Origin of the sequence: Corynebacterium sp. HMSC06C06, assembly GCF_001807295.1 — a bacterium.
GTDB classification, from domain to species: Bacteria; Actinomycetota; Actinomycetes; order Mycobacteriales; family Mycobacteriaceae; genus Corynebacterium; species Corynebacterium striatum.
In genome coordinates this window covers 61,267-86,663 of record NZ_KV788458.1, presented here as the reverse complement: position 1 = coordinate 86,663, position 25,397 = coordinate 61,267, and the positions used below count along the sequence as shown (strand labels likewise).

Genomic DNA, 25,397 nt, shown 5'->3' with positions numbered 1-25,397 from the left:
CCCAACCTGAGAGAAAACACCATGACTGATACACAAGAAACCAGGGAAACCCTGCTCCCGGCCTACTTCGGTGAATTCGGCGGACAGTTCGTTCCGGAATCCCTGATTCCAGCGCTTGATCAGCTCGAAAAGGCATTCGTGGACGCACAAAACGATCCTGAATTCCGCAAGGAGCTCGCGGGCTACCTGAAGGATTACCTCGGACGCCCCACCCCACTGACCGAGGCAACCAAGCTGGGAGGTAAGGCACGCATCTTCCTCAAGCGCGAAGACCTCGTCCACGGCGGCGCACACAAGACCAACCAGGTTATCGGTCAGGCTCTGCTGGCCAAGCGCATGGGCAAGACGCGCATCATTGCTGAAACAGGAGCAGGCCAGCACGGCACCGCCACCGCCCTCGCGTGTGCGCTGCTTGACCTAGATTGTGTCATTTACATGGGCGCGAAGGACGTAGAGCGCCAGCAGCCCAATGTTTACCGAATGGAGCTGATGGGCGCCAAGGTTGTACCCGTTGACTCCGGCTCCGGCACCCTCAAGGACGCTGTGAACGAAGCACTGCGCGATTGGACCGCAACCTTCCATGAGTCTCACTACCTCCTCGGTACCGCAGCGGGCCCACACCCGTTCCCGACCATCGTGCGCGAGTTCCACAAGGTCATCTCCGAAGAGGCCAAGGCGCAGATGATCGAGCGGACTAGCAAGCTGCCGGACCTCGTCGTCGCCTGCGTGGGCGGCGGCTCTAACGCCATCGGCATGTTCGCTGATTTCATTGAAGACCAGGGCGTCGAGCTTGTCGGCGCGGAGCCCGGTGGCGAAGGCCTCGATTCCGGTAAGCATGGCGCCACCATCAACAACGGCACGGTCGGCATTCTCCACGGCGCGCGTTCCTACCTCATGCGCAATTCTGATGGCCAAATCGAGGAGTCCTACTCCATCTCCGCAGGCCTGGATTACCCGGGCGTCGGCCCGCAGCACGCCCACCTGTCGAAGACCGGCCGCGCCAATTACGTCGGCATCACCGACGCCGAGGCTCTCGAGGCCTTCCAGCTGCTGAGCAAGAAGGAGGGTATCATCCCCGCCCTCGAGTCTTCTCACGCCCTGGCCTATGCGCTCAAGCGCAAGGACGAGGACATCACCATCCTCGTCTCTCTTTCCGGCCGCGGTGACAAGGACATCGACCACGTCCGCCACACTCTCGAAGAACACCCTGAACTACGCCTCCAGGAGGAGAACTAATGAGCCGCTACGACAACCTTTTTGAATCCCTGTCCGGCGAGGGCGCATTCGTTCCCTTCATCATGCTCGGAGATCCCTCCCCGGAGGTTGCCCTGGAGATCGTCCGCGCGGCTGTGGCCGGCGGCGCCGACGCCCTCGAGTTGGGCGTTCCCTTCTCCGATCCGGTAGCTGACGGCCCCACGATCCAGGCCTCCCACATCCGCGCTCTGGAGAACGGTGCTACTGTCGACGCCGCGATTGAACAGATCAAGACGATCCGCGCCGAGTTCCCTGACCTGCCCATCGGCATGCTCATCTATGGCAACGTTCCTTTCACCCGCGGCATCGAGAACTTCTACCAGGAGTTCCACGATGCGGGCGCGGACAGCATTTTGCTTCCCGACGTTCCCGTGCGTGAGGGCGCCCCATTCATCGCCGCTGCAGCCAAGGCCAACATCGACCCAATCTTCATCGCCCCGGCACAGGCAAGCGAGAAGACCCTCGCGGGCGTTGCCAAGAATTCCAAGGGCTACATTTACGCCATCTCCCGTGACGGCGTCACCGGTACCGAAAAGGCCTCCGAAACCCGCGGCCTCGACGAGGTTGTGGCTAACGTGAAGCGCTTCGGCGGCGCGCCAATCCTTCTGGGATTCGGCATCTCCACGCCGCAGCACGCCGCTGACGCAATCGCCGCTGGCGCTTCCGGCGCCATCACCGGCTCCGCAATTACGAAGATCATCGAGAAGCATGTTTCACGTGAAACCGGCACCGACATCAATGTCGAAGCACTGAAGAAGGAAATCACCGACTTCGTTGCATCAATGAAGACGGCTACCAAGAAGTAGAAAATCCTCCCCAGGTAGGAAGAAGTGGTCATATCCCAGCGGCATGCTTGGGGCATGACCACTTTTCCATCGTTCTTCTACTACCGCAAAAGGGCATAAAAAATGACCCGGTAAAACCGGGTCATCGGGAGCAAAGAGTCTAGCTCAGTTCTTGGCGAGCAGGTTCAGCATCAGCCTCAGCCTCAAGCCCGTCAATCTTCTCGCGAGCAAAGCGGTCCACAATCATGGCGATAGCGCCATCACCGGTGACATTAGCAGCGGTTCCCACAGAGTCGATTGCAATGTAGGCGGCGATCATGAGAGCAACGAGAGATTCATCGAAGCCCATGTTCGCCTGCAGTAGGCCAACTGCCACCATTACAGCACCACCTGGAACACCCGGTGCAGCAATCATCATGATGCCCAGCAAGAAAATGAAGCTCATCGCCTTGCCGAAAGAAACATCCATATCGGTCATCGTGACGATGGCGAAGGCATAAAGCGTCAGCTTCATCATCGATCCCGACAGGTGGATGGTGGCACACAGAGGGATGACAAAGCCCGCAACTGGCTTAGAAATACCATTCTTTAATGAGGACTCAAGTGTCACCGGAATGGTTGCCGCGGAGGATGACGTACCCAGTGCAGTGAAGTACGCAGGAGCCATATTCTTCAAAGCGGTAAACGGATTCTTGCCTGAGATGATGCCAGCAAGGATGTACTGGAAGACTAGGTAAACGATGGTCATAACGACGGCAAGGATCAGCACCTTTGCAAATGCAACCAAGACGTCGCCCAGGTTTCCATTCATACCCAGCGACAGGAACATACCGAAGATGTAGATAGGCAACAACGGAATGACGAAGCCCCAAATCACCTTGACTACAACGTTCTCAAATTCCTTAGTTATTGCGTAGAGATTGTCAGACTTTACCGAAGTCATGGCTACGCCAATGCAGAAGGAAAGCAACAACGCCGACATGACCTCAAATGGCGCCGGCATCTCGACGGTGAAGTAGGGAGCGAGTGCGCCTTCCTCAATATCGGAGACATTAGTGTTGATGGACTGACCCGCCAAAAGGGTGGGGTAGAGGGCAATCGAGAGACCGTATGCAATCAGACCGGAAATGATAGTAGAGCCATAGGCAATTCCGGCTGTGATGCCAAGCCACTTACCGGCACCGCGGCCAAGGCCAGCGATAGCGGGAGCGACGAGAGCGAAGATCAAAACTGGGATGAAGAAACCCAGGAAGTTACTGAACAATCCGTTAAAGGTGGCAAAAAGACGGCCGGCCCACTCCGGGAAGAAAGAGCTGGCAATGATACCTAGGATGATCGCAACGATGATCTTGAAGAGCAAAGAGTTAGTAATACTCTTGAGGTTCATATCGTTTTCTTTTCATTGTCGTGCGCTGAGTGTGACCACAAATTTCTATTGGTCGACACGCTCAGAATATTACCAAAGTACGTGAATAAATTACATATAACTGATGGATTATTTTGGCAGGCTACCCTCGATTTTCTTCTGACAAATTCAGGGTTAAACTAAGGGGCATGCTCGCGATTGCAATCATCTTCTTCATCCTTGCCGCTATTCTCCTCGTTGTCGGTGGACTGGCCACCGCACGAAAACTTCCGGGCAATAGCGTTGTAGGACTTCGCCTGGTGGAAATCCGCAAATCCAAAGAGGCTTGGGATAATGCACACGCGATCGCCGGCCCGTTCTGGGCACTCGCAGGAGTCTCCCTTGTTTTCGGTGGCATCGTAGCAATCTCCGCCTCTGGTTGGATGTGGACAATCCCGGCGTTGACTTTCGTCATCGCGGTGCTCGCCCTGTCCATCGGTTCCAACATGGGCTCCCGCGCTGCATTCCTGTGGGACGAGGCCCACAAGGAAGAAGAGGGTTGCGGCGATAGCTGTAATTGCGGCGACGGTGGTTGTGGTTCGGAGGCACCCGAGGTTGATCTCGGCGCACTCCGCAAGGCCGCTGAAAAGTCAGACCACGCCTAAAAACAGTTTCAGCCCTCGATTTCGGGGGCTATCTTTATACCCAATTTTAAAGACACAGTGACTAAAACGACAGGGTCTGCTACAGGTTAAAAACTACGTCAAGGGTGACGATATTCAGCTGTTTTGCCAGGAGATTACAGTATTGGCGGCTCACTACTGCTTGCGTATCTAACTAGTAGTTCCGTTAATCAGATTCTGAAAATCTGAAGCTGGGTAAAGTCTGGGAAGATTGCACCAAGCCGCTTGGAAACGGCGCGGAAGCGTGCTGCACACAGAACTCGCGCGCACAATGGATGACATGAAAGAAATGAATACCAAAAGCCTCGCCGTCGCGGCAGTAGCGGTATCCGCGATCGCCGTAGGCGCCATCATCAACAACGTAGGCACCAGCGGCGCCGACAAACAAGATTCTACATTAGCCATTTACGATGATCTCGGAAACGAGGTTGGGTCTTACGATCTCGGGGGAGCAAACGCAGACTCTGTTCCCACTTGGGACCTAGAAGTCTAAAGAGTGAGATAGCTTAGAGAGTGAGATAGTCTAGAAACATGAATACGTGTTCTCGTCGTATGTTCCTCCTCGGCACCGCAACAACATTCGCCGGCGCCTACCTTGCTGCGTGTGGCAAGGAGCCAAGCGCAGAGATTGCCGCCACTGAGATCCCAGTGGGATCGGCGATCATGGTGGACAAAGTGATCTTTGCCCAGCCAACAGAAGGGGAGTTTAAGGCATACTCCCAAACCTGCCCTCACCAGGGAAGCTTGATTACCAAGATTGATGGCATGACCGCCACCTGCACTTCCCACTTCACGTCTTATAACCTTGCTGACGGTTCGGTCATCGACGGCCCGGGCACCAAGCCACTGACCGAGTACGGCGTCGAGTCGGACGGCACCACCGTCAAGAACGTCTCTGCTTAAGCCACAACAGCGCTTTAAATTAACACTATTGAATTACGGCGCTGACCATCTAGAGCTTTTGGCCCCGGAAGCATGAGAGTGTTTCACGTGAATCCATTGTTTCACGTGAAACATCATAATTACTTTGCACGGCTATAGGAGGGGAGGGGCTCCAATGGCTCACCCAGTTCCTCAGCCGCGTGGCGTGCCCAGTAGGCGTCCTTCAATGCGGCACGCCCAATCTCAATGACATCAGCACGATCATCTGAAAGAATCTGCTCCGCGTGCTGCGCCTCGGTAATGAGACCCACCGTTGCTACTGGAAGCCCTGCCTCTCGAACACGCGTGGCGTACTCCACCTGGTACTCGTGACCCACAGGGATTTCGGCGTGCTCGTTGCCGCCAGTAGAAACATCGACGAAGTCAACGTCATGTTCCCGCAAGAGCCTGGCAAATTCGATGGTTTGCTCCACGTCCCAGGCAAGACGGCCAGTAACCCAATCAGTTGCCGAAACGCGCATGATCAACGGCATCCCCTGAGGGATAACAGCACGAACCGCATCAACCACCTCAAGAGGGAAGCGGACGCGGTTTTCAAAGCTGCCACCGTAGGAGTCGATACGCTGATTGCTCAACGGACTCAAGAAGTTGTGTAGCAGGTAGCCATGGGCACCGTGCAGTTCAATGGTGTCGAAACCGGCCTCAACGGCACGCTTCGCCGCAGCGGCAAAATGCTCAACTGTTGCAGCAACGTCTTGCGTGCTCATCTCGCGCGGGGCAGTGTAACCCGGGTAGCTAATCGCGGAAGGGCCTATCGTTTCCCAGCCGCCCTCCTCTAACGGGACCGAGCCACGGGCATAGCCAGGCAGCATCGGATGAGTCGATGCCTTGCGGCCGGCGTGGCCAAGCTGGATGCCGATCGGCGCGTTAAGGCTGTGGGAAAACTCGACAATCTCTTTCCACTTGTCGCGCTGTTCATCATTCCAGATTCCGGCGCAATTAGGGGAGATCCTGCCTTCGGGGGATACAGCGGTAGCTTCGACAATGATGAGGCCAAAACCGCCGGCCGCACGGGAGCCGTAATGAACTAAGTGCCAATCCTGCGGAAGACCCTCTACCGCCTGGTACTGTCACATCGGCGGTAACCACGCACGGTTGGGGAACTCGAAGTCACGCAGGATAATCGGAGAAAATAGTTTAGTCATGGGCCTATGCTACCGATATGCTTTGAGGATGACTTCGCGCCTAAAGAGGATAGATCCGCTTATTCTCCTCATCATTTCCGCAGTGGTCGTGGCGATCATCTTTCCGGCACGCGGCCACTTTGCTGAGGTCTTTGACTCGCTGACCAACGTGGTCATCGCGTTGCTGTTCTACCTCTACGGCGCACGCCTGTCCACACAAGAAGCCCTCAACGGTCTGAAGAACTGGCGCCTACACCTGACTATCTTGGCGTTTACCTTCGTCCTGTACCCGATCCTCGGCTTGGCTCTGCGCCCGCTAACTCTGTTCATTTCCCACGACATGTACCTCGGCATCTTGTACCTCACCTTGGTGCCGTCCACCGTCCAGTCCTCCGTGGCATTTACGTCAGTGGCCAAGGGAAACATCGCCGGCGCAATCGTGTCAGCGTCGGCATCGAACCTAGTGGGCGTCATCATGACGCCGCTGTTGGTCATGGCTCTGATGGGCGCTGGAAATGGCATCTCTATCGACAGCTCAGTCTTCGTCGAAATCAGCCTCCTGTTGCTTGCACCATTCATCCTCGGCCAGCTAACCCGTAAGTGGGTCAAGGACTTCGCAGCAAGCAAAGGCACGAAGATTGTCGACCGCGGCTCCATCACAATGGTGGTCTACGCCGCGTTCTCCAAGGGAGTAGTCGATGGCATCTGGGGCTCAATCAGCATCTGGGAGATTGTGTTCTTAGTCGTCCTATCGATCTTGATGGTTGCCTTTATGCTCTGGCTTACCAGGATCCTGGGCTCCAAGCTTGGCTTCCCCCGCGCAGACGTCATTGCCATCGAGTTCTGTGGTTCTAAGAAGTCCCTCGCTACAGGACTACCGATGGCCTCGGTCATCTTCGCCTCCGGCAGCACCTCGCTGGGCCTGCTGATTCTGCCACTCATGATCTACCACCAGGTTCAGCTCATGATCTGCTCCTGGCTCGCGGCCCGGTATGCTGGGCAGTCATGAGCACTCTGATGTACGTCCGCACCACCATGGAAGTTCCCGGCGTAGGTTCCGCCATCCACATCGCGGAGATGGAAGAGGTCGATGCTAATACCTGCACCATGCTGCGCATGATTGCGCTGGCGCCAAACGACGCCGTCGCAGGCGCAGCCACTCCTTCCAAAGCCGTGGGAAACGCAGACATTCCCCAGCGCCAGGTGCCACATCCCAACACCTACAACGACTTCCCCGACATCACGGCAGAGCACATTTCCGCTGACGACTTCGCGGCGCTGTGGCGCGAAGCAGTGGCTCTTTACGGAGAGCTTTAGGATACGAAATTAACCAGCACCATGTAGGCCGCGGTGCCGCCAAATATGGACAGGGCGGAGTCCTTCCACCACCAGTGCAGCCCGGCAGTAATCGCCACACCAATCAGAGCAGCGAGGATTCCGCCGGGCGCTTCTTTTTGCCCAAAGACCGTATAGACCACGAGCACTGTCATAACGCCGACAGGCATCGTCATTCCAAGCAGGCCAATAAACTGACTGCCCTTGAGCTCCTTGATGAAGTAATAGGGAAGCTACCTAAGCAACACGGTAACGATGCAGATCGGGATGAGGACTGCAGCGACCATGGAGAGGGTTACACCGGCTGGCATTAGCGCTCACCCTTTCGCAGCACCATCGCAGAATCCAGACGCGGCGAGAAGTAGCGTAGGAGGAGCAAGCAGAAATAAGCCACCAACACCACCATGAGAACCTGGCCAGGAAAGAGCACCGTGGCGAGAATGCCGCAGACTGCAGCAGACAAAGGCAGCGAGTAGTCCTTATTGGTTTGAAAAGAATCCATGGTCAAAACTACGAAGAGCGCCACGAGAGCGAACTCGAGTCCTTTAACGTTTGGCGGGATAATCTGCCCAGCCAGCGCACCCACGATGCCGCTGAGCACCCACAATAACTGACAAAAGACCTGGATGGTGAGAATGTGGACACCGGACAATCGCTCGTCACGCGGCTTGGCGGAAACGATGGCATAAGACTCGTCCGTGAGGGCATACGTGGAATAGGCGCGGCCCAAGAAGCTCTTAATATTGTCCCGCGGGAACGTGAGGCCATAAAAGATGTGGCGGAAGTTCACCATGAAAGCGGTGACCAACGAGGTAATCGCACTCGTTCCACCAGTGACCATGCTGATTGCGAGAAACTCCATCGAACCGGCGTAAATCACCACCGAAAAAATGGGTGCCCACCACCATGCGAAGCCGGTTTGGACAATCAAAATTCCGAAGGCGAGGCCGAGTGGGACAAGACCCACGGCCACCGCCCATGTATCTTTCAGTCCCTTCAGTATCTCCTCGCGCATGAGGAAATACTAGAACACTAGTTATCGTCGATGTTCGCAGGGTAAGTGGAGTACAAAGGCAGCGGCATCGGCTGGCGCTTCATCACGTCGCCCCACAGATCCGCCGCGCCAGGTGTCAGGACATCTTGAGCAAGTGCGGGAGCCACGTACCAATCGCCCCGCTCAATCTCTTCCGAGAGTTGGCCAGGGCCCCACTCGGCGTAGCCGGCGAAAAGCCGCGCGCCGGTCACGAGTTCAGCGATGTCCTCGGGTTCTGAGCGCAAATCGACATGAACGAGACGCGGGGCCAACTTGTTGAGCTGCGGGTGCTCCTCGATGCGAACGCCCTGTTTGGCCATTCCGAGGGCCACGACGGACTGTTGATTCAGCGGTCCACCGATGTACAGGGCCTGGGGCTTAGCCACGACCGGCAGCCACTCGGGCAGCACGTTAAAGACGGCCACCTCCGAGCGCTTGGTCAGGTCCACGCCAAAGGTCATCATGTCATTGTGCTCAATGACAAGGATGACGGAGCGAGCAAACTCAGGGGAAAGCGTTCCCGGCGCGGCGACGAGCAGCTGACCCGGTCCTGGTTCGTTGCGCTCTAGGGCGTTGAAAAGTCTGTCGGCATACATGTTCTACCTAGACTCCCACCACTCGCGCAGCTTCGCAATAGCAACGTCACGCTCGAGGGGTCCTTCCTCCAAGCGCAGCTCCTTGAGGTAGGACCACGCTTGACCCACCTCGGGCCCTGGGTTGAGCCCGAGGATCTCCATGATCTCGTTACCGTCGAGGTCAGGACGTACGCGGGCGAGGTCCTCCTTGGCGGCGATCTCAGCGATGCGCTCCTCAAGATAGTCGTAGGTGCGCTGCAGGCGCCGTGCCTTCTTGGCGTTACGGGTGGTGCAATCCGCGCGCACGATCTTGTGGAGGCGGGGGAGCAGGTCACCAGCATCGGTGACGTAGCGGCGCACAGCGGAGTCGGTCCACTGACCTTCGCCGAAGCCATGGAAGCGCATATGCAGGTACACCAGCTGCCCGATGGCCTCGATGGTGGCCTTGGGGTACTTCAGCTTCCGCAGGCGCTTGCGCACCAACTTCGCACCAACGACTTCGTGGTGGTGGAAGGTCACCTTGCCGTCGGTGGTGTCACGCGTGTCAGGCTTACCGACGTCGTGAAGCAGCGCCGCCCAGCGCAGGATCAGGTCGGGCTCCTCCTCCTGATCGATGGCCTGGCGCAAGACCGTGAGCGAGTGCGCGTAGACATCTTTGTGCTGCGCGTGCTCGTCGGGAGCCATGCGCAGGGCAGGAATCTCGGGGAAAATATGATCCAGAATTCCCGTATCAACCAGCAGTTCAATGCCGGTTTCCGGGTTCTTGCCCAACATGAGTTTGTCGAGCTCCACCTGCACGCGCTCGACGGTGATCCTGCGGATTTCACCCGACATCTCAGTCATCGCGGTCTTGACGCGCTCGGCCACGTCAAACTCCAGCTGAGAGGCAAAGCGCGCTGCACGCAGCATGCGTAGCGGATCGTCGTGGAAGGAGATCTCCGGCTTATCCGGGGTATCGAGGATCTTGTTCTTGAGATCCGTCAACCCTCCCATGGGGTCATGGAATTCGTAACCATCCTCTTTGAGCTCGATGGCCATGGCATTGACCTTAAAGTCACGACGCACGAGGTCGCCCTCCAGGGAATCACCGAAGACAACCTCCGGATTGCGGGAATCCCCGTCGTAGGAGTCGGAGCGGAACGTGGTGATCTCGATCTGCTGTCCCTTATATACAGCCGAGACGGTACCGAAGTCGATGCCTGTGTCCCAGACAGTCTCGGCCCATCCATCGAGGATTTCCTGGACCACCTCGGGGCGAGCGTCGGTGGTGAAATCTAGATCGTGGCCCAAGCGCGACAACAACGCATCACGCACGGAACCGCCGACGAGGTAAAGCCGGTTTCCGCGAGCTCGTAATTGCTCTGCGAGGCCACTGAGCGAGGCAAGAGTCGTTTCAACGCCGTTTAGCTGAGTGTCCTGAAAATTCACGGGTGTGAGTCTACTACGATTAGCAAGGATGACTAAGCACGAACAAGGCTCCCGCAGGCGGCGTCGCGGCCGCCGCCCGGAAAGGCGCCCGCAGCGCAACTCCACCACGCGCATGACAACGCGTGATGAGACCTCCGCGGGTGGACTTGTCGTGTCTGGGCTCGCTGAGGCAGTCGACGGAGACAACGTCGATCTTTCGCGCATTTACGTAGCCCTGATCGGCCGCCTCGACCGGCGCGGCCGCCTGCTGTGGTCCATGCCGAAGGGGCACGTGGAAAACGGTGAGGACAAACACGTCACCGCTGAGCGTGAGGTCTGGGAGGAAACCGGCATTCACGGCAAGGTCTTTGCGGACCTGGGCATGATCGATTACTGGTTCGTCTCTGATGGGGTGCGCATCCACAAGACGGTGCACCATCACCTGCTGCGCTTTGTCGACGGCATCCTTAACGACGAGGATCCAGAAGTCACCGAGGTTTCGTGGGTTCCTGTCTCGGAGCTCATCGAGCACCTCGCTTACGCCGACGAACGCAAGCTGGCGCGCATCGCTCATGACCTCTTGCCGGACTTGGCACGAAAGGAAGCCGCCGCAGGAAAGGCGACTCCGCGGTGAAGCGGCTTTCAGCGCTGATACTCGCAGGCCTATTAGCAGCCCCGGTTCCTGCGCAAGCGCAAACCAGACTTCCGGGCACCCTCGACTTCGATCTGCTTTCTGAAGCCACCGAAGACGGGGTCATGGAAGCGACCTTCCGCATTCACAATCCCACCGAGAACAAGGTGGAGGATCTCCAGATCAACAGCCGCCGCAACGATGCGGTGTCAACCACCGAGCAGGCCCAGGAAGAGCTGGCGGCGGGCGCCTACCCGTATTATGGGGCGTCGCAAAGCATAGGCTCAATCGATCCTGGTGAGACCAAGGAAGTAACTTTCAAGGTCCCGCTCTCGCTGGGGCAGGAACCCACGCTGGCCATGACGGAGCCGGGAAACTACCCGCTCCAGTTCACCCTAACGGGAATACAGGAGGGCCAAGCCAACAGCTTCGCCGACGAGCGGATGATCTTTGAATTCAACGCCGAGAAAGCACCAAGCGCTGAAACAGAAGATGCCGCGGATCTGCCCGAAGAACCGAACGCACTGACAGTGATTTACCCGATCACCTCGGAGATCAACATCGTGCCTGGAGAAACCGGGGGAGAGTCGCTCATCTTGAGCGATGATCACCTGGCGGAGGAGCTGCGCGAAGGCGGCCGCCTTGATAAGCTGCTGGATTCCTACCTCGATCACGATCTCAAAGGCGCAGGCTGCGTCGCACTGGATCCCGCGTTAGTGGATACCGTAAACCGCATGGCCGAAGGCTACACGGTCAATGACACGCGTCCCTCCATCGCCGAGCGCCCCAAGCGCTTACGTGACTCCTGGTTCAATGACGACGCTTCGCAGCGCGGCAAGCCGGGTACTGGAGCAGCCGATGCCAAGGCTTGGATCGAGCGCCTTCAAAACCTGCAGTGCCACATGCCGCTGCCGTGGGCAAACACGGACATTAATGCCGTAGCTCATGTTAATAATGACTTCCTCACCTACGAGGCGCTCAATCGCACTTACGAAGACATCGTGGGCAAACCCACGTCCACATTGCTGCTTCCCAGTTCAGGGTACGTAAACCACAAATTTAAGCGGCCGGCGCTCGTAGCAAATAACACCGGTTGGGTGGGTCAGGCCGCCACTTTCGACGCCTCTCTTGGCTCCCTGCTAAACCCCGGCGCAGGTTACACGAACCCCTTCCTGCGCTATGATTTCGCGCAAGACTCGCCGGCCTCGCAGGCCTTGACCAGCGCGGCGTCGGTTAGCGTGGCGGCATCCGAGGGTGACGTGGTGGCAAAGCTGCCGAACTATCTGAGCCCGGAAACAGGGGAGCAGGTCCTCGACACAGCAACGAAGCTGTTGGACGCCGGAAAGGTGCGCCCCCGTGCGGTGACGGATCTGCCACTTGAAGAGACCGACCGCCCATTGGGCACGCCCTATGAGGACGAGTCTGCTTTCAGTGACGCCGACATCGTGCGCGTGGAACAGCAGGCGCGCTACACGGACGAGTTGACCAACATCATGGTCAACGATCCGGCTATTGCGATGACGCGCTACGACTTCACGCTCCCACTACGCCGCGACCTCCTTGTGGCGCTGTCGGGTGACTTCAACGACCGCCTGAGCAAGCAATCTAAGGTGTTGCGCACGTTGCGCTCCTCAGTGTCGCTGATCCCACCTGGCAACGTTTACACGCGCGTCTCGGAGTCATCGCCGCTGCTCATCGTGGCAGAAAACGGGCTTCCGCTGCCTGTCGACGCCTCGCTGATCTACGAATCTGAAACAGCAACGCTTAACACTCCGTCGCGCGTGCGCATACCGGCAAAGGGTTCCATTACGGTATCCATGACCGCAAACATGCCTAACGTCGACCGAACTAACATCAGCTTGTGGTTGGCCACGCCGTCCAAACAGGCCATCTCCGAGCCGGTAAATATCGCAGTTCAGACCCGTGCCGGTATCGTAAGCGTGTACGGAGTCGGCGCCATCGCCGCTCTAACTCTCATTTTGGCCCTGCTATTCCGGCTGGGGCGGAGAAAAAAGAAAAGTTCCTAAAGAGATAGTTAGTTCCTTTTATGACTAATGAAAATGGCTCTCGTCGTCGCATTGTGACGCCCACGCCGCCGGCACCTGTGCCGGAAAAGAGGGTTGCACCGATGCCAGTGGCGGAAGACAAATCCGCGTTGAAAGGCGAACATGTAGAGACTGCTACTTCCGACGGCGCGGTTGTTCGCGCCACCGGATCCATGGCGATTGCCACGCTGATCTCCCGCATCACAGGCTTCCTGCGCAACGTTCTCATCGGTTCGTCGCTCGGTCCCGCGATTTCTTCCGCATTCACCACAGCGAACCAACTTCCCAACCTCATCACTGAGATTGTCCTCGGAGCTGTCCTAACTTCCTTGGTCGTCCCAGTCCTGGTGCGTGCCGAGAAGGAAGACGCGGATAGGGGAGAGAACTTTGTACGTCGCCTCTTTACCTTGGCGTTCACTTTGCTGGGTATTGTCACGGTGGCCTCATGCATTTTTGCGCCCCAACTGACAACCATTATGTTGACAGATGACGGCGAGGTTAATGCCACCCAGGCAACGTCCTTCGCATATCTACTTCTCCCGCAGATCTTCTTCTACGGCCTCTTTGCGCTTTTCCAAGCGGTACTCAATACCAAGAATGTTTTTGGACCTGGTGCTTGGGCACCGGTGGTCAACAACATCATCTCCATCGCGGTGCTGGTGGCATATCAAGTGGTACCAGGGTCCTTGCACCCAGAGGCACCATCTCCGGTTTCTGACCCTCACGTTCTCTTGCTGGCACTGGGTACCACTTTAGGTGTCATTGTCCAATGCCTGATCTTGTTCCCATACTTAAAGAAGGCAGGAATCAACCTCAAACCGCTGTGGGGTTTGGACGATCGCCTCAAGCAGTTCGGCGGCATGGCCATGGCGATCGTGGCTTACGTTGCCGTATCCCAGCTGGGCTACATCATCACCTCGCGTATTGCATCGCAGGCAGATGAAGGTGCTCCCTTTACTTACCAGCAGGCATGGCTGTTGCTGCAGGTTCCATATGGCGTTATTGGCGTCACGTTGCTCACCGCAATCATGCCACGCCTGTCCCGCAATGCAGCGGACGGTGACGTCAAGGCAGTCGTACGCGATCTCACCCTAGGCACCAAGCTGACCTTCATCGCGCTGATTCCAATCGTCATCTTTATGACCGGATTCGGCATTCCGATTGCCCGCGGCCTCTTCCAGTACGGTGCCTTTGACGCAGATGCCGCTGAGCTGCTGGGCCTAACCCTCAGCTTCTCGGCATTTACACTTATTCCTTATGCGTTGGTGCTACTGCACCTACGCGTGTTCTATGCCCGTGAAGAAGCCTGGACACCGACCTTCATCATTGCCGGAATTACCTTCACCAAGGTTGTTCTATCCATGCTCGCACCACACGTGGCGGATTCCCCAGAGCGCGTTGTTATTCTTCTGGGTACGGCAAACGGCTTTGGTTTCATTGCCGGTGCGGTCATCGGCGGCTTCCTCCTCAAACGCAAGCTGGGCAGCCTCGGTGGAAAGGAAGTCCTGGGCACCACCTTGTGGGCCACGTTGTCTTCCGTAGCTGGCCTCGTTGTGGCCTTTGTCCTCAACATGGTCATCAATCTCGTTCTACCGGACTCCCTACCGCCTTTCGTCGAGCTCATCCGCTTGATGGTGGTAGGACTTGCCTTCGTTATTGCAACTGGCCTGGTGCTCTCACGCTCCGGCTTGCCAGAGGTTATCAACCTGGGCCGCCAGCTGCAGCGCATTCCGGGAATGAACCGTCTTATCAAGATCGACGACGCCGAAGCCATCGAGGTCGAGGAGCCGGAGATCCAGGAAATCCAACCGATCTTCAACCAGGATGCGTTCAACTCCTCGCCAGTCCCACCGCCTATGTCGGCCGGCATTGTCCGCGGCCCGCGCCTGGTACCAGGTGCTCCAGTATCCGACGGACGCTTCCGCCTCCTTGCCGACTACGGTTCGGTCCCCGGCGCTCGCTTCTGGAAGGCCCGCGAACAAGCCACCAGCCGCGTCGTTTCCCTGACCTTCGTAGACACAACGGGCGAGGCTCCGATGGCTCCGGCAACCCCAGCAGTGGCAGCACGTCGTTCTGCCGACGTTTCTCGCAACACCCGCAAACTCGCCGAGCTTGGATTGGAAGCGGTGGCATCCAACATCCAGATTCTGTCCTACCGCCAGGGTTGCCTTGTGGTGGCCGACTGGATTGAGGGCACGCCGCTTAAGACGGTTGCGGAAGAAGGCGACCTCGATCCGCGTGCAGTAGCACGTGCGCTCGCTCCGCTGGTCGACGCCGCAACTACAGCGCACGAGCACGATCTTGTACTGGGTATCGATAACCGCAACCGCATCCGTATCGCTACGGACGGCGTCGCCAAGCTGGCGTTCCCTGCCGTACTCGAGCGCAATAGTGTGGAAACGGACGTCGATGGAATCAACTCCACCATTACGTTGCTGACCGAATCCACGGCATCTACGCCACAGGAACTACGCGACGTTGCACATTCTGAGCAGTCGCTCGAGGAGCGCGCAAAGGTCTTGCATGCATATGCAAACGAGACTGAGCAGACTCTGGAAGTGCATGAAGAAAAGGTCGAAGCTCCTGAAGCCACTCCAGGCTTCGGTGGCCGCGGCTACTCGGGATCGGGCGCGATCATCTTGGGCGTCTTTGCCACCATCTTTGTTGTGGGTATGGCTGCACTGACCGCGTGGATCATGTCTTTGGTGGGGGAGGAGTCACCCGTAACCAAGCCAACGCAGACCGTGACCAGCTTCCCGAACACCCCGCCGGTGCTACTCAAGGAAAAGTCAGCGTTCACTGTTCCGGATAACAAGGAACAGAAGGCACTCGTCGACGGCAAGGGTTCCGCGCGAGTAGACATCGCCGAGGGCGCACTCGTTACCTTGGAGAAGCCGACTCAGCTGCACGTGCTGCAGGTCAGCCAGTACGGTTCCACGGGCACTAAGTTCACCGTCTATGGCGTGAACACTGACAAGTTTGATCCGGAGAACCCCGAGGGCACCGAGCTGGCCAAGGGCAAACTCAGCGCCAGCAAGCAGGACATCGAGCTGAAGAAGGTGCAAGAGGGCTTCGACGGAGTCCTCATCATGTTCGACGGCAAAGTCGCAGTCTCCGAACTACAAACCGTGGGCTTGTCCTAATTTTATTCATCCCCTTATAGCGCCATCATGCCAGCTCAGGCATGGTGGCGTTCCCTTTTGGGAATAGCAAAATTACTTCAAGCGTTGACTAATTTAGTGACGCGAGTAAGCTATATGTTGTTACATCAACAAACGACAGTTTCGACCGCGCTGCTTCAAGAACTCGTTTCCGGAACTCGCCGTCACAGACAAAGCAGAATTTTTTAGGAGAACATCATGATTGCCGGTACCTACGTACTCGACCCAGCACACACCACCATCGGCTTCGTTGCTCGCCACGCAATGGTTACCAAGACCCGCGGCAAGTTCGAGGACTTCGAGGGCACCATCACCGTTGCAGAGAACATCGCTGATTCCAAGGCTGACGTCACCATCGAGTCCGCTTCCATCAACACCGGCAACGATGACCGCGACGGCCACGTTAAGGGCGACGACTTCTTCGCAGTAGAGAAGTACCCGGAGCTGACCTTCACCGCTACCTCCTTCGACGTTGACGAGGCTGGCAACGGCACCGTTACCGGCGATCTCACCATCAAGGGCGTTACCAAGCCGGTCACCCTGGACGTTGAGACCGAGGGCCTCGCTGAGGATCCTTTCGGCAACACCCGCTTCGGCTTCGAGGCAACCACCAAGATCAACCGTCTTGATTACGGCATCGACTTCAACGCACCGCTGAAGACCGGCGGCGTCCTGGTCTCCGAGGAGATCAAGATCGAGCTCGAGGTCTCTGCAATCAAGCAGTAATTCACACAGCACACTGCTGCTAACGCGCAACGCCCCAGGAAAACCTGGGGCGTTTTTCGTATGCAGCCAGGTGCTAGCCACTGCCACAGCCAGGTTCTAAAATGACCGTCATGTCTAACTCGAACTCTTCTCACCAGGCTGGCAGCCTCACGCATGCTGAAGCCATCGCCCGCACCCAGGCGATCGATCTCAGCTCCTACCATCTCCACCTCGATGTTTCGGGAGCACAAGACAACCTGACCTTCCCTGTAACCTCCCGAATCACCTTTAGCACCCAGGAGCCCGAGCTCTTCGTGGACTACCTCGGCGAGCAGGTTACGAGGGTCGCTGTGCAGGGCGAGGACGTAGAGGTCGACTTCCACGACAATCGCATATACCTCCACGAGCTGCCGGTGGGAGAAGAGATCACCGTGGAGATCCAAGGTGTCTCTGCGTTCTCCCGCACCGGCCAAGGCATGCACCGCATGGTGGACAACGCGGACGGCAACACCTACCTGTACTCCCACTTGGAGCCATCCGATGCCCGACGCATCTTCCCGTGCTTTGACCAGCCGGATCTCAAGGCGGTCTTCTACACCACCATCACCGCGCCAGAGGGTTGGCAAGTGCTCTCCAATCAGCCGGAGGTGCGTCGCCAAGCAGCGGAAAACGCAACTGCCGCGAACGCTGTAACCGTGGAGTTCAACGAGACCCCACTGCTATCCACCTACCTAACCTCCTTTGCCGCCGGTCCCTACATTGTTAAGACGCGCACCTGGCGCGACATCGAGCTCCGCGCCTTCGCGCGCGCCTCGATGGAGGGCTACCTCGATGACGAGATCCTGGAAATCACCGCTCAGGGTATGGATTTCTTCGACGAGGCCTACAAGTTCCCGTACCCGTGGGGCAAGTATGACTCCATCTTCGTTCCCGAGTACAACCTCGGCGCCATGGAGAACCCAGGCCTCGTGACCTTCACCGAGTCCTATCTTTTCCGCTCCCGCGCTACCCGTGCGCAGCGCGCGGGCCGCACGAACACCATCCTTCACGAGATGTCCCACATGTGGTTCGGCGATCTCGTCACCCCGCAGTGGTGGGATGACCTATGGCTCAAGGAATCCTTCGCCGAGTTCATGGGCGCAGATTCTTCCGTCGAGGCCACCGCGTACATCGAGGCATGGACCAACTTTGCAGGTCAGCGCAAGAACTGGGCGTACCTGCAGGATCAGCTGCCCACCACGCACCCCATCAAGGCAGACATCCCTGACGTTGACGCCGCCCGCCAAAACTTCGACGGCATCACCTACGCCAAGGGCGCTTCGGTGCTCAAGCAGCTGGTGCATTACGTGGGCCGCGCGAACTTCTACGCCGGCGCCCGCGACTACTTCCGTAACCATGCTTTTGCGGCCGCGACCTTCGACGATCTGCTCAGCGCCCTCAAGCAACACACCGACCGCGACCTGGATGCCTGGTCCACCGCATGGCTCAAGACTTGGGGCCCGGACACCCTGGCGCCGGAGCTGCACGTTGAGGGTGACAAGATCACCGAGCTGGCGATCCTCGCCGAGGCAGAAGACCGCACGCGTCCGCACCGCTTGAACGCTGCGCTTTTCGACGCCTCCCTGCACAAGTACGCAGTCCTCGACATCGATGTCGCTGGCCCGCGCACGATTGTCGACGAGGCTTCCGGCCTGCAGGCACCGGCGCTGTTGCTGCTTAACGACGGCGACCACACCTACGCCAAGGTGCGCTTCGACGAGACCTCCTTGCAGACCATCCAGGACAAGCTCTCTGATATTGATGACGAGCTCTCCCGCGCGGTCATCTGGACTTCCCTGTGGAACCTCACCCGCGATGGCGAGTGGCCGGCCCAAAACTACGTCGACACCGTGCTTAAGCACGCCGTAGGGGAGGCTCCCTCCCTGCTCACCACTGCTTTGTCCAACGCCCAATTCGCGGTCAACCACTACCTTCCGGAGTCCCCGGATTATGCCACCCAGATCTGGGAGCTGCTGCAGCAAGCGGAGAAGGGCACGGATACGCACTTGCTGCTGACCCGCGCCGCTATCAATGCGCTGGGTAGTACCCCGGAGCCGGGCAACGACCGTTTGCGCGCAGTGCTTGACGACGCCACCGATCCCGACATCCGCTGGGCGGTGCTGCGTGCGCTCGCGGCACGCGAAGCGGTCTCCCAGGAAGAACTCGACGCCGAGAAGGAGCGCGACAACACTTTGACCGGTGCAGCTGCTTACCTGGGCGTTTCCCGCTCCTTCCCGGGCTGCAAGCGCGAGGTCTTCGACATGGTCCGCGAGCCGGGTGCCTACTCCAACGCAGAGGTGGATTCCTTGCTCGCCGCATTCAATGCGCCGCGTTCGAAGCACCTCACCGAGCCATTTGCGGAGGAGTTCTTCCAGGTACTCGACAAGATCTGGCAGGAGCATCCGATCGAGATCGCCAATCGCCTGGTCCGCGGCCTTTACCCGGAGCTCGAGATGGCCGATGCCGCCACCGACGAATTCCTGCGCGAGGAGCGTCCGCGTGCGCTGCGCCGCGTGCTGCTGGAGTGCCAGGATCACCTGCGCCGCACCTTGCGCGTGAAAAATGGTCAATAGAGTAGACACTCTTCGCTAGCGTCCGGTAGAACCCCTCGGATAAAACAGGTTTAAGTACTTGTTGATCCGGGGGGAATCTACATGGCTGATCGCAGTGATCACGAACTTGTTGACGCATTCATAGCAGGGGATAACAAAGCCTTTTCGCTCATCGTGGAAAGACACCGTGCCAGGCTGACCATGGTGGCACGACGCTATACGCACAACGACACCGATGCGCAGGATGTACTCCAAGAAGCACTCTTGCGCGCAAGCTGCAACCTGCACAAATACCGCAGGGAATCCGCGTTATCTACATGGCTGCACCGTTTGGTGATGAATTCGGGATATGACTTCCTCAACCACCGAGCCAACCGCGAAAATGCTTCGCTGGACGTGGACTTTGTCGAAGATGACAGAAATCATCTCTTGGCTCACAACCCCAACGAGAACCTCGAGGACACACTGGCCGTCCGGGAGGCCATGGAGCTTCTCCACAAAGACCACCGCGAGGCCCTGTATTGGACCGACGTCGAGGGCTACGCCATCGCCGAAGTAGCTGCTTTCCAGGGAGTCGCTCCCGGCACCATTAAGTCCCGCCGCGCACGGGCGCGGCGAGCGCTTCGAGAAGCAATGCTGCAGGGAGCAAATACTTAAAAAGGAATAACGCTCCCTGACCTCTCGTTGAATGAGAGGTCACGTTTAAGCATCAACCCCGTTTCTGATACCCGTAATTTAACGTAGCGCGGGTAGGATCTGTGGGGTTGATCCAGCAGTACATTGCAAGGGAGTTATTTAAATGACCGTCCACGATGTCGCCATCGTAGGCTCCGGCCCTGCCGGTTACACCGCTGCGCTTTATGCCGCGCGCGCTGAGCTCAAGCCGATCGTATTCGAGGGTTTCGAGTACGGCGGCGAGCTCATGAACACCACCGAGGTGGAGAACTACCCAGGCTTTCAGAAGGGCATCATGGGCCCAGAGCTCATGGAGGAAATGCGCTCCCAGGCAATCCGCTTCGGCGCTGACCTGCGAATGGAGGTTGTTGACTCGGTCGAGCTCGAAGGCGAGATCAAGAAGCTGCACGTAGGCGACGAGGTCTTTGAGGCCCGCGCCGTCATCCTCGCCACCGGCGCCGCTCCACGCTACCTGGACATTCCAGGCGAGGCAGAGCTTTCCGGCCGTGGCGTTTCCGCCTGCGCTACCTGCGACGGCTTCTTCTTCAAGGGCCACAACATCGCCGTTGTGGGCGGCGGCGACTCCGCAATGGAGGAAGCAACCTTCCTCACCAAGTTCGCCGAGACCGTCACCATCATCCATCGCTCTGAGAACTTCCGCGCTTCCAAGATCATGCTGGAGCGTGCAAAGGCCAATCCACAGATCAAGTGGGCTACGAATAAGACAGTGGAGCGTGTGATCGAGGGCGAAGGCAAGGTCGCCGGGCTCGAGATCAAGGACGCAATCACGGGTGAGGTTTCGACGCTGGACGTAACCGCCATGTTCGTTGCCATTGGCCACGATCCGCGCTCCGCCTTCCTTGAAGGCCAAGTCGCGCTCAACGAAGGCGGCTACGTCGTTGTTGATCAGCCTTCCACCAAGACCAACCTTCCGGGTGTCTTTGCCTGCGGCGACTTGGTCGATGACCACTACCAGCAGGCTATTACCGCAGCAGGCTCCGGCTGCCGCGCAGCCATCGATGCTGAACATTTCCTCGCAGAAAGCCGTTAAACATTCATGAGCAACGTAAAAAACGTAACTACCGACTCCTTCCGTACCGAAGTAATCGAGTCCTCCGCCTCCAAGCCTGTCGTCGTTGACTTTTGGGCTGAATGGTGTGGCCCTTGCAAGAAGCTTTCACCAATCCTCGATGATGTCGCGGGCGAGCTTGGTGACGACGTCAAGGTCGTCAAGGTCAACGTCGATGAAGAGCGCACTCTTGGCGCCATGTTCCAGATCATGTCGATCCCTTCCGTGCTGATTTTCCGCAACGGTGAGAAGGTCGACGAATTTGTTGGACTTCGTTCGAAGTCTGACATCGTGGCGCAGATTCAAAAGCAGCTCTAGCTGGTAGCCTTATTCACATGCGTCTCAGGACGCACAGTATTAACACGAGAAAGGGGTAGGTGTGAATCGCGTCCTTCACATTGGCGACCAAAGTGTCCGAGTCGCTGAGGCACGTGCAACCCTCGCCCGCCTCGGCCTCATGAAGGATTACCAGGGAACTCTGTCCGACTGGAAACAGCAAAAGTACTCCGAGTCAGACAAAATCTTTGACGCCGAACTATCCGAGGTCATCAAGGCCTTCCAGCAGTCCCGCGGCATAGTGCCCAGCGGCGTCATTGATGATCTCACCCTTCGTGAGCTGCGCCAAGCGTCTTATACCCTTGGTGCACGCGTACTGGCGTACGAGCCGGGCAACGTTCAGGTTGGTGACGATGTCGCGCAACTCCAACAGCAGCTCCAGGAGCTTGGCTTTTATCAACAGCGTGTGGACGGTCACTTCGGCCCAGACACTCACGCGGCGCTGGCTGAATACCAATTGAACTACGGGCTGCAAAATGATGGTGTCTGCGGCCCCACGACCATCAATGCGTTGAGCCTGTTGGGGCGCCGCATCACGGGCGGTTCTGCACACAACATTCAGGAGCGCGAGCGAGTTCGCAACGCTGGCCCAAAGTTGGCCGGCAAGCGAGTGGTCATCGATCCTGCGCTCGGCGGTGCGGACAAAGGCCAACGCGTTAAAGGGCGCTTTGGTGAAATCAGCGAGGAAGACCTCTTGTGGGATCTTGCCGAGCGCGTCGCCGGCCGTATGATTGCCGCGGGCATGGAGACCATCATCTCCCGTCCTCGCACGGATAACCCCACCACTAAGGACCGCGCTGAGCTGGCCAACGCTTTCGGCGCTGATCTTGTTATTTCTTTGGCTTGCGACAGCTACCAAAATGACAAAGCTAACGGTGTTGCGACCTTCTACTTCGGATCAGAGCAGGGCAACTCCTCACTGATCGGTGAGACCCTCTCCGGCTTCATCCAGCGTGAGATTGTCGCACGTACGCCGTTGCAGAACTGCTGGAACCACGGTCGCACATGGGATCTGTTGCGTCTTACTCAGATGCCGGTTGTGCAGGTTGTCATGGGCTACCTCACCAACCCAGGTGACGTGGCTATCTTGACCAACCCACACATGCGAGATGACATCGCGGAGGCAATCGTTGTTTCCGTTAAACGTCTCTACCTGTTGGATGAGGACACCGCAGTAACAGGCACCTACAAGTTCGACGAACTACTGCGCGCCGAGAAGGCCTAAGCCTCCTTTGGCCAACGCGGGCCAAGGGCTTAGGCCAAGGCCCTAGCCAGCATATCTTCCACTGCCGCATCCGAAAGCAGATCGAATGCTGGTGGGAGATCAAGGCGCAGACGAGGCGTAATTGGGTGGTCTTGCACCACCATGAAACCCGCTGATTCGAGTGTTTCCACTGGAAGCAACCCGATGAAGGCGGGTTTTTCGCGTAGGAGGAACTCCGCCTCCTTGGCGTCGCGGTAGCCAAAAGCCTCGACAGCGCTGAAATCGCGCGAGGTAAGGTTCATCACCGCGGCGTCGAGAAGCACTGCTTCTAAACCCCGCGCCGCACGGTGCGATTTCACAAACAACGAGGACAAAATAGCCGCATCCTCAGATACCGGTGAGGAAGGAAGTTTCGCGGCACCTGGTGCGTACTCAGAAGGGCAAAAGAACACCGTGGCTTCATCGCCAACGGTAAGTCCACAGTCGCCGTGGCTGAGCAGCATCGCCGAGATCCAAGCCTCCTTCTCAAAGGCCGGATCAACGACGGCAGTTTTGAGCTCCCAGAAAACAGAGCGAGCCGCCAAGGGGTTGATGGTCACCCCTTCCTTGACGGACTCGACCAGCATTACTTGCCCTCGATGAGCGCGAGGATGCGCTCAAAGTCTTCCTGATCTCCGAACTCCACGACCATCTTGCCCTTACGCTTACCCATGGTCACGGTGACCTTGGTGTCAAAGCGATCGGAAAGACGCTCAGCAGAGTCGGTGAAGTATTGCGGCTGGGCAGCAGCAGGCTTCCTTTCCTGCTGTGGCTTCTCGCCCTTCTTGTAGAGGGTTACAGCCTCCTCCGTAGCGCGCACGGAGAGGCCCTCTGCGATGACGCGGTTAGCCACGATCTCCATGGCCTCGGTGTCCGGAAGACCAAGAATTGCACGGGCGTGGCCGCCCGACAAGGTGCCGGCCGCAACGCGCTTTTGGACGTTGACCGGAAGCTTGAGCAGGCGAATCATGTTGGTCACCTGCGGGCGGGAACGGCCAATGCGATCAGCCAGCTCGTTCTGGGTGACACCGAACTCTTCCAGCAACTGTTGGTAGGCATGCGCCTCTTCCAGCGGGTTCAGCTGAACGCGGTGGATGTTCTCCAGCAACGCATCACGCAGGAGGTCGTCATCCTTGGTGTCGCGGACAATCGCCGGGATGGTTGCAAGCCCTGCCTTGGAGGATGCACGCCAACGGCGCTCACCCATGATGAGCTCGAAGCCGCCCTCATCAGCCGGGCGCACAACGACCGGCTGCAGGAGACCAAACTCCTTAATGGAGTGAACAAGCTCTGCGAGGCCCTCTTCGTCAAAGACGGTACGTGGCTGCTTAGGGTTCGGAATGATGTCACCGACCGCAATCTCACGGTAGGTGGCTCCGATGACGGAAGGCTTGGCCTGACGCTTTTTGGAGTTGGACTGCTGGATAGTCGGAGCACCCTTCACGCGGCGCTTATCACCAGCTGGACCGCCGGTAGCAGCACCAAGGATGATGTCAGCAGCGTCGTTGCCCAGGCGCGGCTTACGGGAGGGTGCATCAGGGCCGGAAGGAATAAGAGCTGCCAGACCTTTACCGAGTCCACCTTGCTTATGTTCTGCCATGCTTTATTATCCTTCCAATTCCGCGTAAATCTCTGGGCTAACACCAATGGCGCCAGTGGTGGGGTGTGGGCGATAATCACCGCGGGAATTCAGTTCCCGGGCCGCCGCCGAATAAGCTCGCGCACCGGTGGAAGATGGGTCATATTGAATAACCGTCTTGCCATAACCTGGTGCCTCGGACACACGCACCGAACGCGGAATTACATTACCAAGAACTACGGCACCGAACTGTTCGCGCACTTCACTGGCCACTTGCTCGGCCAACTTCGTGCGAGCGTCATACATGGTGAGTAATACCGCGGAGATGTGTAGCTCCTCGTTGAGGTGCTCACGAATCATGGAGATGTTACCCAACAGCTGGCCCACCCCCTCCAAGGCGTAGTACTCACACTGAATAGGAATGATGACCTCTTCGGCACACGTCATTGCGTTGATGGTGAGCAAGCCGAGGGAAGGCGGGCAATCGATGAAAACGTATTCGAAGCCATGCTCCTCAAGGAAGCCCTTGTGCAGCGCATCATAAAGACGGAACTCACGACGTACCAAGGAAACCATTTCGATCTCAGCACCCGCCAAGTCAATCGTGGCTGGGATGCAGAAGAGGTTAGGGCTGCCGGGGGAGGACTGCATAGCCTGTTCCGCGGTGCGGTCCCCGAGAAGTACCTCATAGCTAGAGTCAGTGCCCGAGGTATGAGCAGCACCCACGGCAGTGGAGGCATTGCCCTGCGGGTCCAGGTCGATCACCAACACTTTCTTGCCGGCTTCAGCAAGTGCCGCGGCAAGATTGACAGCCGACGTGGTCTTGCCGACGCCGCCCTTCTGATTCGCGATGGTGATAAGACGTGGTTTAGTCATGCC

Annotated in this window: 23 protein-coding genes and 2 pseudogenes; 16 read left to right on the top strand and 9 right to left on the bottom strand. The window is 57.9% G+C overall.

The features are described from left to right. Nucleotides 1-21 precede the first annotated feature (21 nt). Both trpB and trpA read left to right on the top strand, forming a co-directional pair. A complete protein-coding gene (trpB, locus tag HMPREF3153_RS00790) occupies nt 22-1,236 on the top strand; it encodes a tryptophan synthase subunit beta (protein ID WP_070419756.1) in 1,215 nt (404 codons plus the stop codon). Beyond that, nucleotides 1,236-2,060 carry a tryptophan synthase subunit alpha gene (gene trpA / locus HMPREF3153_RS00785; protein ID WP_070419755.1) on the top strand — a complete coding sequence of 275 codons (825 nt, stop codon included), beginning with the start codon at nt 1,236-1,238 and terminating at the stop codon, nt 2,058-2,060. The genes trpB and trpA overlap by 1 nt, the downstream gene beginning before the upstream one ends. Nucleotides 2,061-2,199: 139 nt before the next feature. Here the strand turns inward: trpA and HMPREF3153_RS00780 are convergent, their stop codons facing one another. Further along, the gene (locus tag HMPREF3153_RS00780) at nt 2,200-3,426 is read right to left on the bottom strand and encodes a dicarboxylate/amino acid:cation symporter (RefSeq protein ID WP_046646430.1); all 1,227 of its coding nucleotides are present in this window, start codon (nt 3,424-3,426) and stop codon (nt 2,200-2,202) included. A gap of 167 nt (nt 3,427-3,593) precedes the next feature. Between HMPREF3153_RS00780 and HMPREF3153_RS00775 the strand changes: the two genes are divergently transcribed. The 3 genes from HMPREF3153_RS00775 to HMPREF3153_RS00765 all read left to right on the top strand — a co-directional run bounded on the left by HMPREF3153_RS00775 (nt 3,594) and on the right by HMPREF3153_RS00765 (nt 4,970). Beyond that, entirely contained in the window at nt 3,594-4,049 is a 456-nt protein-coding gene (locus tag HMPREF3153_RS00775; protein WP_005530735.1) for an SdpI family protein, read from the top strand. Nucleotides 4,050-4,347: 298 nt separating this feature from the next. Continuing rightward, nucleotides 4,348-4,560: a hypothetical protein gene (locus HMPREF3153_RS00770; RefSeq protein WP_141740886.1), complete on the top strand. Its 213-nt coding sequence runs from the start codon at nt 4,348-4,350 to the stop codon at nt 4,558-4,560. 38 nt (nt 4,561-4,598) lie between these two features. Beyond that, nucleotides 4,599-4,970 carry a Rieske (2Fe-2S) protein gene (locus HMPREF3153_RS00765; RefSeq protein ID WP_046646428.1) on the top strand — a complete coding sequence of 124 codons (372 nt, stop codon included), beginning with the start codon at nt 4,599-4,601 and terminating at the stop codon, nt 4,968-4,970. A gap of 119 nt (nt 4,971-5,089) precedes the next feature. Here the strand turns inward: HMPREF3153_RS00765 and HMPREF3153_RS00760 are convergent. Beyond that, nucleotides 5,090-6,154, bottom strand: a pseudogene (locus HMPREF3153_RS00760) (NADH:flavin oxidoreductase/NADH oxidase). A 28-nt stretch (nt 6,155-6,182) separates the two neighbouring features. Between HMPREF3153_RS00760 and HMPREF3153_RS00755 the strand changes: the two are divergent. Together HMPREF3153_RS00755 and HMPREF3153_RS00750 are read left to right on the top strand one after the other, a co-directional pair. Beyond that, the gene (locus HMPREF3153_RS00755; protein WP_049160488.1) at nt 6,183-7,142 is read left to right on the top strand and encodes a bile acid:sodium symporter family protein; all 960 of its coding nucleotides are present in this window, start codon (nt 6,183-6,185) and stop codon (nt 7,140-7,142) included. Then, complete coding sequence (locus tag HMPREF3153_RS00750) at nt 7,139-7,450, top strand: hypothetical protein (RefSeq protein WP_070419753.1); 312 nt, start codon at nt 7,139-7,141, stop codon at nt 7,448-7,450. The genes HMPREF3153_RS00755 and HMPREF3153_RS00750 overlap by 4 nt, the downstream gene beginning before the upstream one ends. Here HMPREF3153_RS00750 and HMPREF3153_RS00745 read toward each other — a convergent pair. The 4 genes and pseudogenes from HMPREF3153_RS00745 to HMPREF3153_RS00730 form a co-directional block, all read right to left on the bottom strand. Then, nucleotides 7,447-7,779: pseudogene (locus HMPREF3153_RS00745) on the bottom strand (branched-chain amino acid transporter permease). The gene HMPREF3153_RS00750 and the pseudogene HMPREF3153_RS00745 overlap by 4 nt on opposite strands. Then, nucleotides 7,779-8,483: an AzlC family ABC transporter permease gene (locus tag HMPREF3153_RS00740; protein ID WP_070419752.1), complete on the bottom strand. Its 705-nt coding sequence runs from the start codon at nt 8,481-8,483 to the stop codon at nt 7,779-7,781. The pseudogene HMPREF3153_RS00745 and the gene HMPREF3153_RS00740 overlap by 1 nt, the downstream one beginning before the upstream one ends. A 17-nt stretch (nt 8,484-8,500) precedes the next feature. Beyond that, nucleotides 8,501-9,097 (bottom strand): YqgE/AlgH family protein, encoded by a 597-nt coding sequence (locus HMPREF3153_RS00735; RefSeq protein ID WP_070419751.1) that lies wholly within the window; start codon nt 9,095-9,097, stop codon nt 8,501-8,503. 3 nt (nt 9,098-9,100) lie between these two features. Further along, nucleotides 9,101-10,504: a CCA tRNA nucleotidyltransferase gene (locus tag HMPREF3153_RS00730; RefSeq protein WP_070419750.1), complete on the bottom strand. Its 1,404-nt coding sequence runs from the start codon at nt 10,502-10,504 to the stop codon at nt 9,101-9,103. 28 nt (nt 10,505-10,532) lie between these two features. Between HMPREF3153_RS00730 and HMPREF3153_RS00725 the strand changes: the two genes are divergently transcribed. The 9 genes from HMPREF3153_RS00725 to HMPREF3153_RS00685 all read left to right on the top strand — a co-directional run bounded on the left by HMPREF3153_RS00725 (nt 10,533) and on the right by HMPREF3153_RS00685 (nt 22,921). Beyond that, a complete protein-coding gene (locus HMPREF3153_RS00725) occupies nt 10,533-11,117 on the top strand; it encodes an NUDIX hydrolase (RefSeq protein WP_070419749.1) in 585 nt (194 codons plus the stop codon). Next, entirely contained in the window at nt 11,114-13,141 is a 2,028-nt protein-coding gene (locus tag HMPREF3153_RS00720) for a DUF6049 family protein (RefSeq protein ID WP_070419748.1), read from the top strand. The genes HMPREF3153_RS00725 and HMPREF3153_RS00720 overlap by 4 nt, the downstream gene beginning before the upstream one ends. 20 nt (nt 13,142-13,161) lie before the next feature. Continuing rightward, complete coding sequence (gene murJ / locus HMPREF3153_RS00715; protein WP_070419747.1) at nt 13,162-16,302, top strand: murein biosynthesis integral membrane protein MurJ; 3,141 nt, start codon at nt 13,162-13,164, stop codon at nt 16,300-16,302. Nucleotides 16,303-16,518: 216 nt separating this feature from the next. Further along, on the top strand, nt 16,519-17,046 hold the full coding sequence (locus HMPREF3153_RS00710; RefSeq protein WP_070419746.1) for a YceI family protein: 528 nt from the start codon (nt 16,519-16,521) through the stop codon (nt 17,044-17,046). Between the two features lie 110 nt (nt 17,047-17,156). Next, a complete protein-coding gene (gene pepN, locus HMPREF3153_RS00705) occupies nt 17,157-19,637 on the top strand; it encodes an aminopeptidase N (protein WP_070419778.1) in 2,481 nt (826 codons plus the stop codon). Nucleotides 19,638-19,718: 81 nt separating this feature from the next. After that, nucleotides 19,719-20,273, top strand: a complete 555-nt coding sequence (locus HMPREF3153_RS00700; RefSeq protein ID WP_005530716.1) for a sigma-70 family RNA polymerase sigma factor — start codon at nt 19,719-19,721, stop codon at nt 20,271-20,273. Nucleotides 20,274-20,415: 142 nt separating this feature from the next. Next, complete coding sequence (gene trxB, locus HMPREF3153_RS00695) at nt 20,416-21,342, top strand: thioredoxin-disulfide reductase (protein ID WP_070419745.1); 927 nt, start codon at nt 20,416-20,418, stop codon at nt 21,340-21,342. Between the two features lie 6 nt (nt 21,343-21,348). Further along, nucleotides 21,349-21,678: a thioredoxin gene (gene trxA / locus HMPREF3153_RS00690; RefSeq protein ID WP_005530712.1), complete on the top strand. Its 330-nt coding sequence runs from the start codon at nt 21,349-21,351 to the stop codon at nt 21,676-21,678. A gap of 61 nt (nt 21,679-21,739) precedes the next feature. Then, on the top strand, nt 21,740-22,921 hold the full coding sequence (locus HMPREF3153_RS00685) for an N-acetylmuramoyl-L-alanine amidase (protein ID WP_005530710.1): 1,182 nt from the start codon (nt 21,740-21,742) through the stop codon (nt 22,919-22,921). A 29-nt stretch (nt 22,922-22,950) separates the two neighbouring features. Here the strand turns inward: HMPREF3153_RS00685 and HMPREF3153_RS00680 are convergent, their stop codons facing one another. Genes HMPREF3153_RS00680 through HMPREF3153_RS00670 form a run of 3 tightly spaced genes read right to left on the bottom strand, consistent with a single transcriptional unit; the run spans nt 22,951 to nt 25,394 of the window. Beyond that, on the bottom strand, nt 22,951-23,526 hold the full coding sequence (locus HMPREF3153_RS00680; protein WP_005530708.1) for a hypothetical protein: 576 nt from the start codon (nt 23,524-23,526) through the stop codon (nt 22,951-22,953). Continuing rightward, nucleotides 23,526-24,539, bottom strand: coding sequence for a ParB/RepB/Spo0J family partition protein (locus HMPREF3153_RS00675; protein ID WP_046646417.1), 1,014 nt, complete (start codon nt 24,537-24,539; stop codon nt 23,526-23,528). The genes HMPREF3153_RS00680 and HMPREF3153_RS00675 overlap by 1 nt, the downstream gene beginning before the upstream one ends. Before the next feature lie 6 nt (nt 24,540-24,545). Next, nucleotides 24,546-25,394, bottom strand: coding sequence for a ParA family protein (locus tag HMPREF3153_RS00670; protein ID WP_070419744.1), 849 nt, complete (start codon nt 25,392-25,394; stop codon nt 24,546-24,548). Between the last annotated feature and the right edge of the window lie 3 nt (nt 25,395-25,397).

Bases quoted from the DNA above. Each gene is read 5' to 3' on its own strand.
- HMPREF3153_RS00710 (WP_070419746.1), top strand. From the start codon at position 16,519: ATGATTGCCGGTACCTACGTACTCGACCCAGCACACACCACCATCGGC.
- HMPREF3153_RS00755 (WP_049160488.1), top strand. From the start codon at position 6,183: ATGACTTCGCGCCTAAAGAGGATAGATCCGCTTATTCTCCTCATCATT.
- HMPREF3153_RS00770 (WP_141740886.1), top strand. From the start codon at position 4,348: ATGAAAGAAATGAATACCAAAAGCCTCGCCGTCGCGGCAGTAGCGGTA.
- HMPREF3153_RS00700 (WP_005530716.1), top strand. From the start codon at position 19,719: ATGGCTGATCGCAGTGATCACGAACTTGTTGACGCATTCATAGCAGGG.
- HMPREF3153_RS00680 (WP_005530708.1), bottom strand. From the start codon at position 23,526: ATGCTGGTCGAGTCCGTCAAGGAAGGGGTGACCATCAACCCCTTGGCG.
- trpA (WP_070419755.1), top strand. From the start codon at position 1,236: ATGAGCCGCTACGACAACCTTTTTGAATCCCTGTCCGGCGAGGGCGCA.
- HMPREF3153_RS00675 (WP_046646417.1), bottom strand. From the start codon at position 24,539: ATGGCAGAACATAAGCAAGGTGGACTCGGTAAAGGTCTGGCAGCTCTT.
- HMPREF3153_RS00775 (WP_005530735.1), top strand. From the start codon at position 3,594: ATGCTCGCGATTGCAATCATCTTCTTCATCCTTGCCGCTATTCTCCTC.
- HMPREF3153_RS00750 (WP_070419753.1), top strand. From the start codon at position 7,139: ATGAGCACTCTGATGTACGTCCGCACCACCATGGAAGTTCCCGGCGTA.
- HMPREF3153_RS00780 (WP_046646430.1), bottom strand. From the start codon at position 3,426: ATGAACCTCAAGAGTATTACTAACTCTTTGCTCTTCAAGATCATCGTT.
- trxA (WP_005530712.1), top strand. From the start codon at position 21,349: ATGAGCAACGTAAAAAACGTAACTACCGACTCCTTCCGTACCGAAGTA.
- trpB (WP_070419756.1), top strand. From the start codon at position 22: ATGACTGATACACAAGAAACCAGGGAAACCCTGCTCCCGGCCTACTTC.
- HMPREF3153_RS00765 (WP_046646428.1), top strand. From the start codon at position 4,599: ATGAATACGTGTTCTCGTCGTATGTTCCTCCTCGGCACCGCAACAACA.
- pepN (WP_070419778.1), top strand. From the start codon at position 17,157: ATGTCTAACTCGAACTCTTCTCACCAGGCTGGCAGCCTCACGCATGCT.
- HMPREF3153_RS00740 (WP_070419752.1), bottom strand. From the start codon at position 8,483: ATGCGCGAGGAGATACTGAAGGGACTGAAAGATACATGGGCGGTGGCC.
- HMPREF3153_RS00670 (WP_070419744.1), bottom strand. From the start codon at position 25,394: ATGACTAAACCACGTCTTATCACCATCGCGAATCAGAAGGGCGGCGTC.
- HMPREF3153_RS00725 (WP_070419749.1), top strand. From the start codon at position 10,533: ATGACTAAGCACGAACAAGGCTCCCGCAGGCGGCGTCGCGGCCGCCGC.
- trxB (WP_070419745.1), top strand. From the start codon at position 20,416: ATGACCGTCCACGATGTCGCCATCGTAGGCTCCGGCCCTGCCGGTTAC.
- HMPREF3153_RS00735 (WP_070419751.1), bottom strand. From the start codon at position 9,097: ATGTATGCCGACAGACTTTTCAACGCCCTAGAGCGCAACGAACCAGGA.
- murJ (WP_070419747.1), top strand. From the start codon at position 13,162: ATGACTAATGAAAATGGCTCTCGTCGTCGCATTGTGACGCCCACGCCG.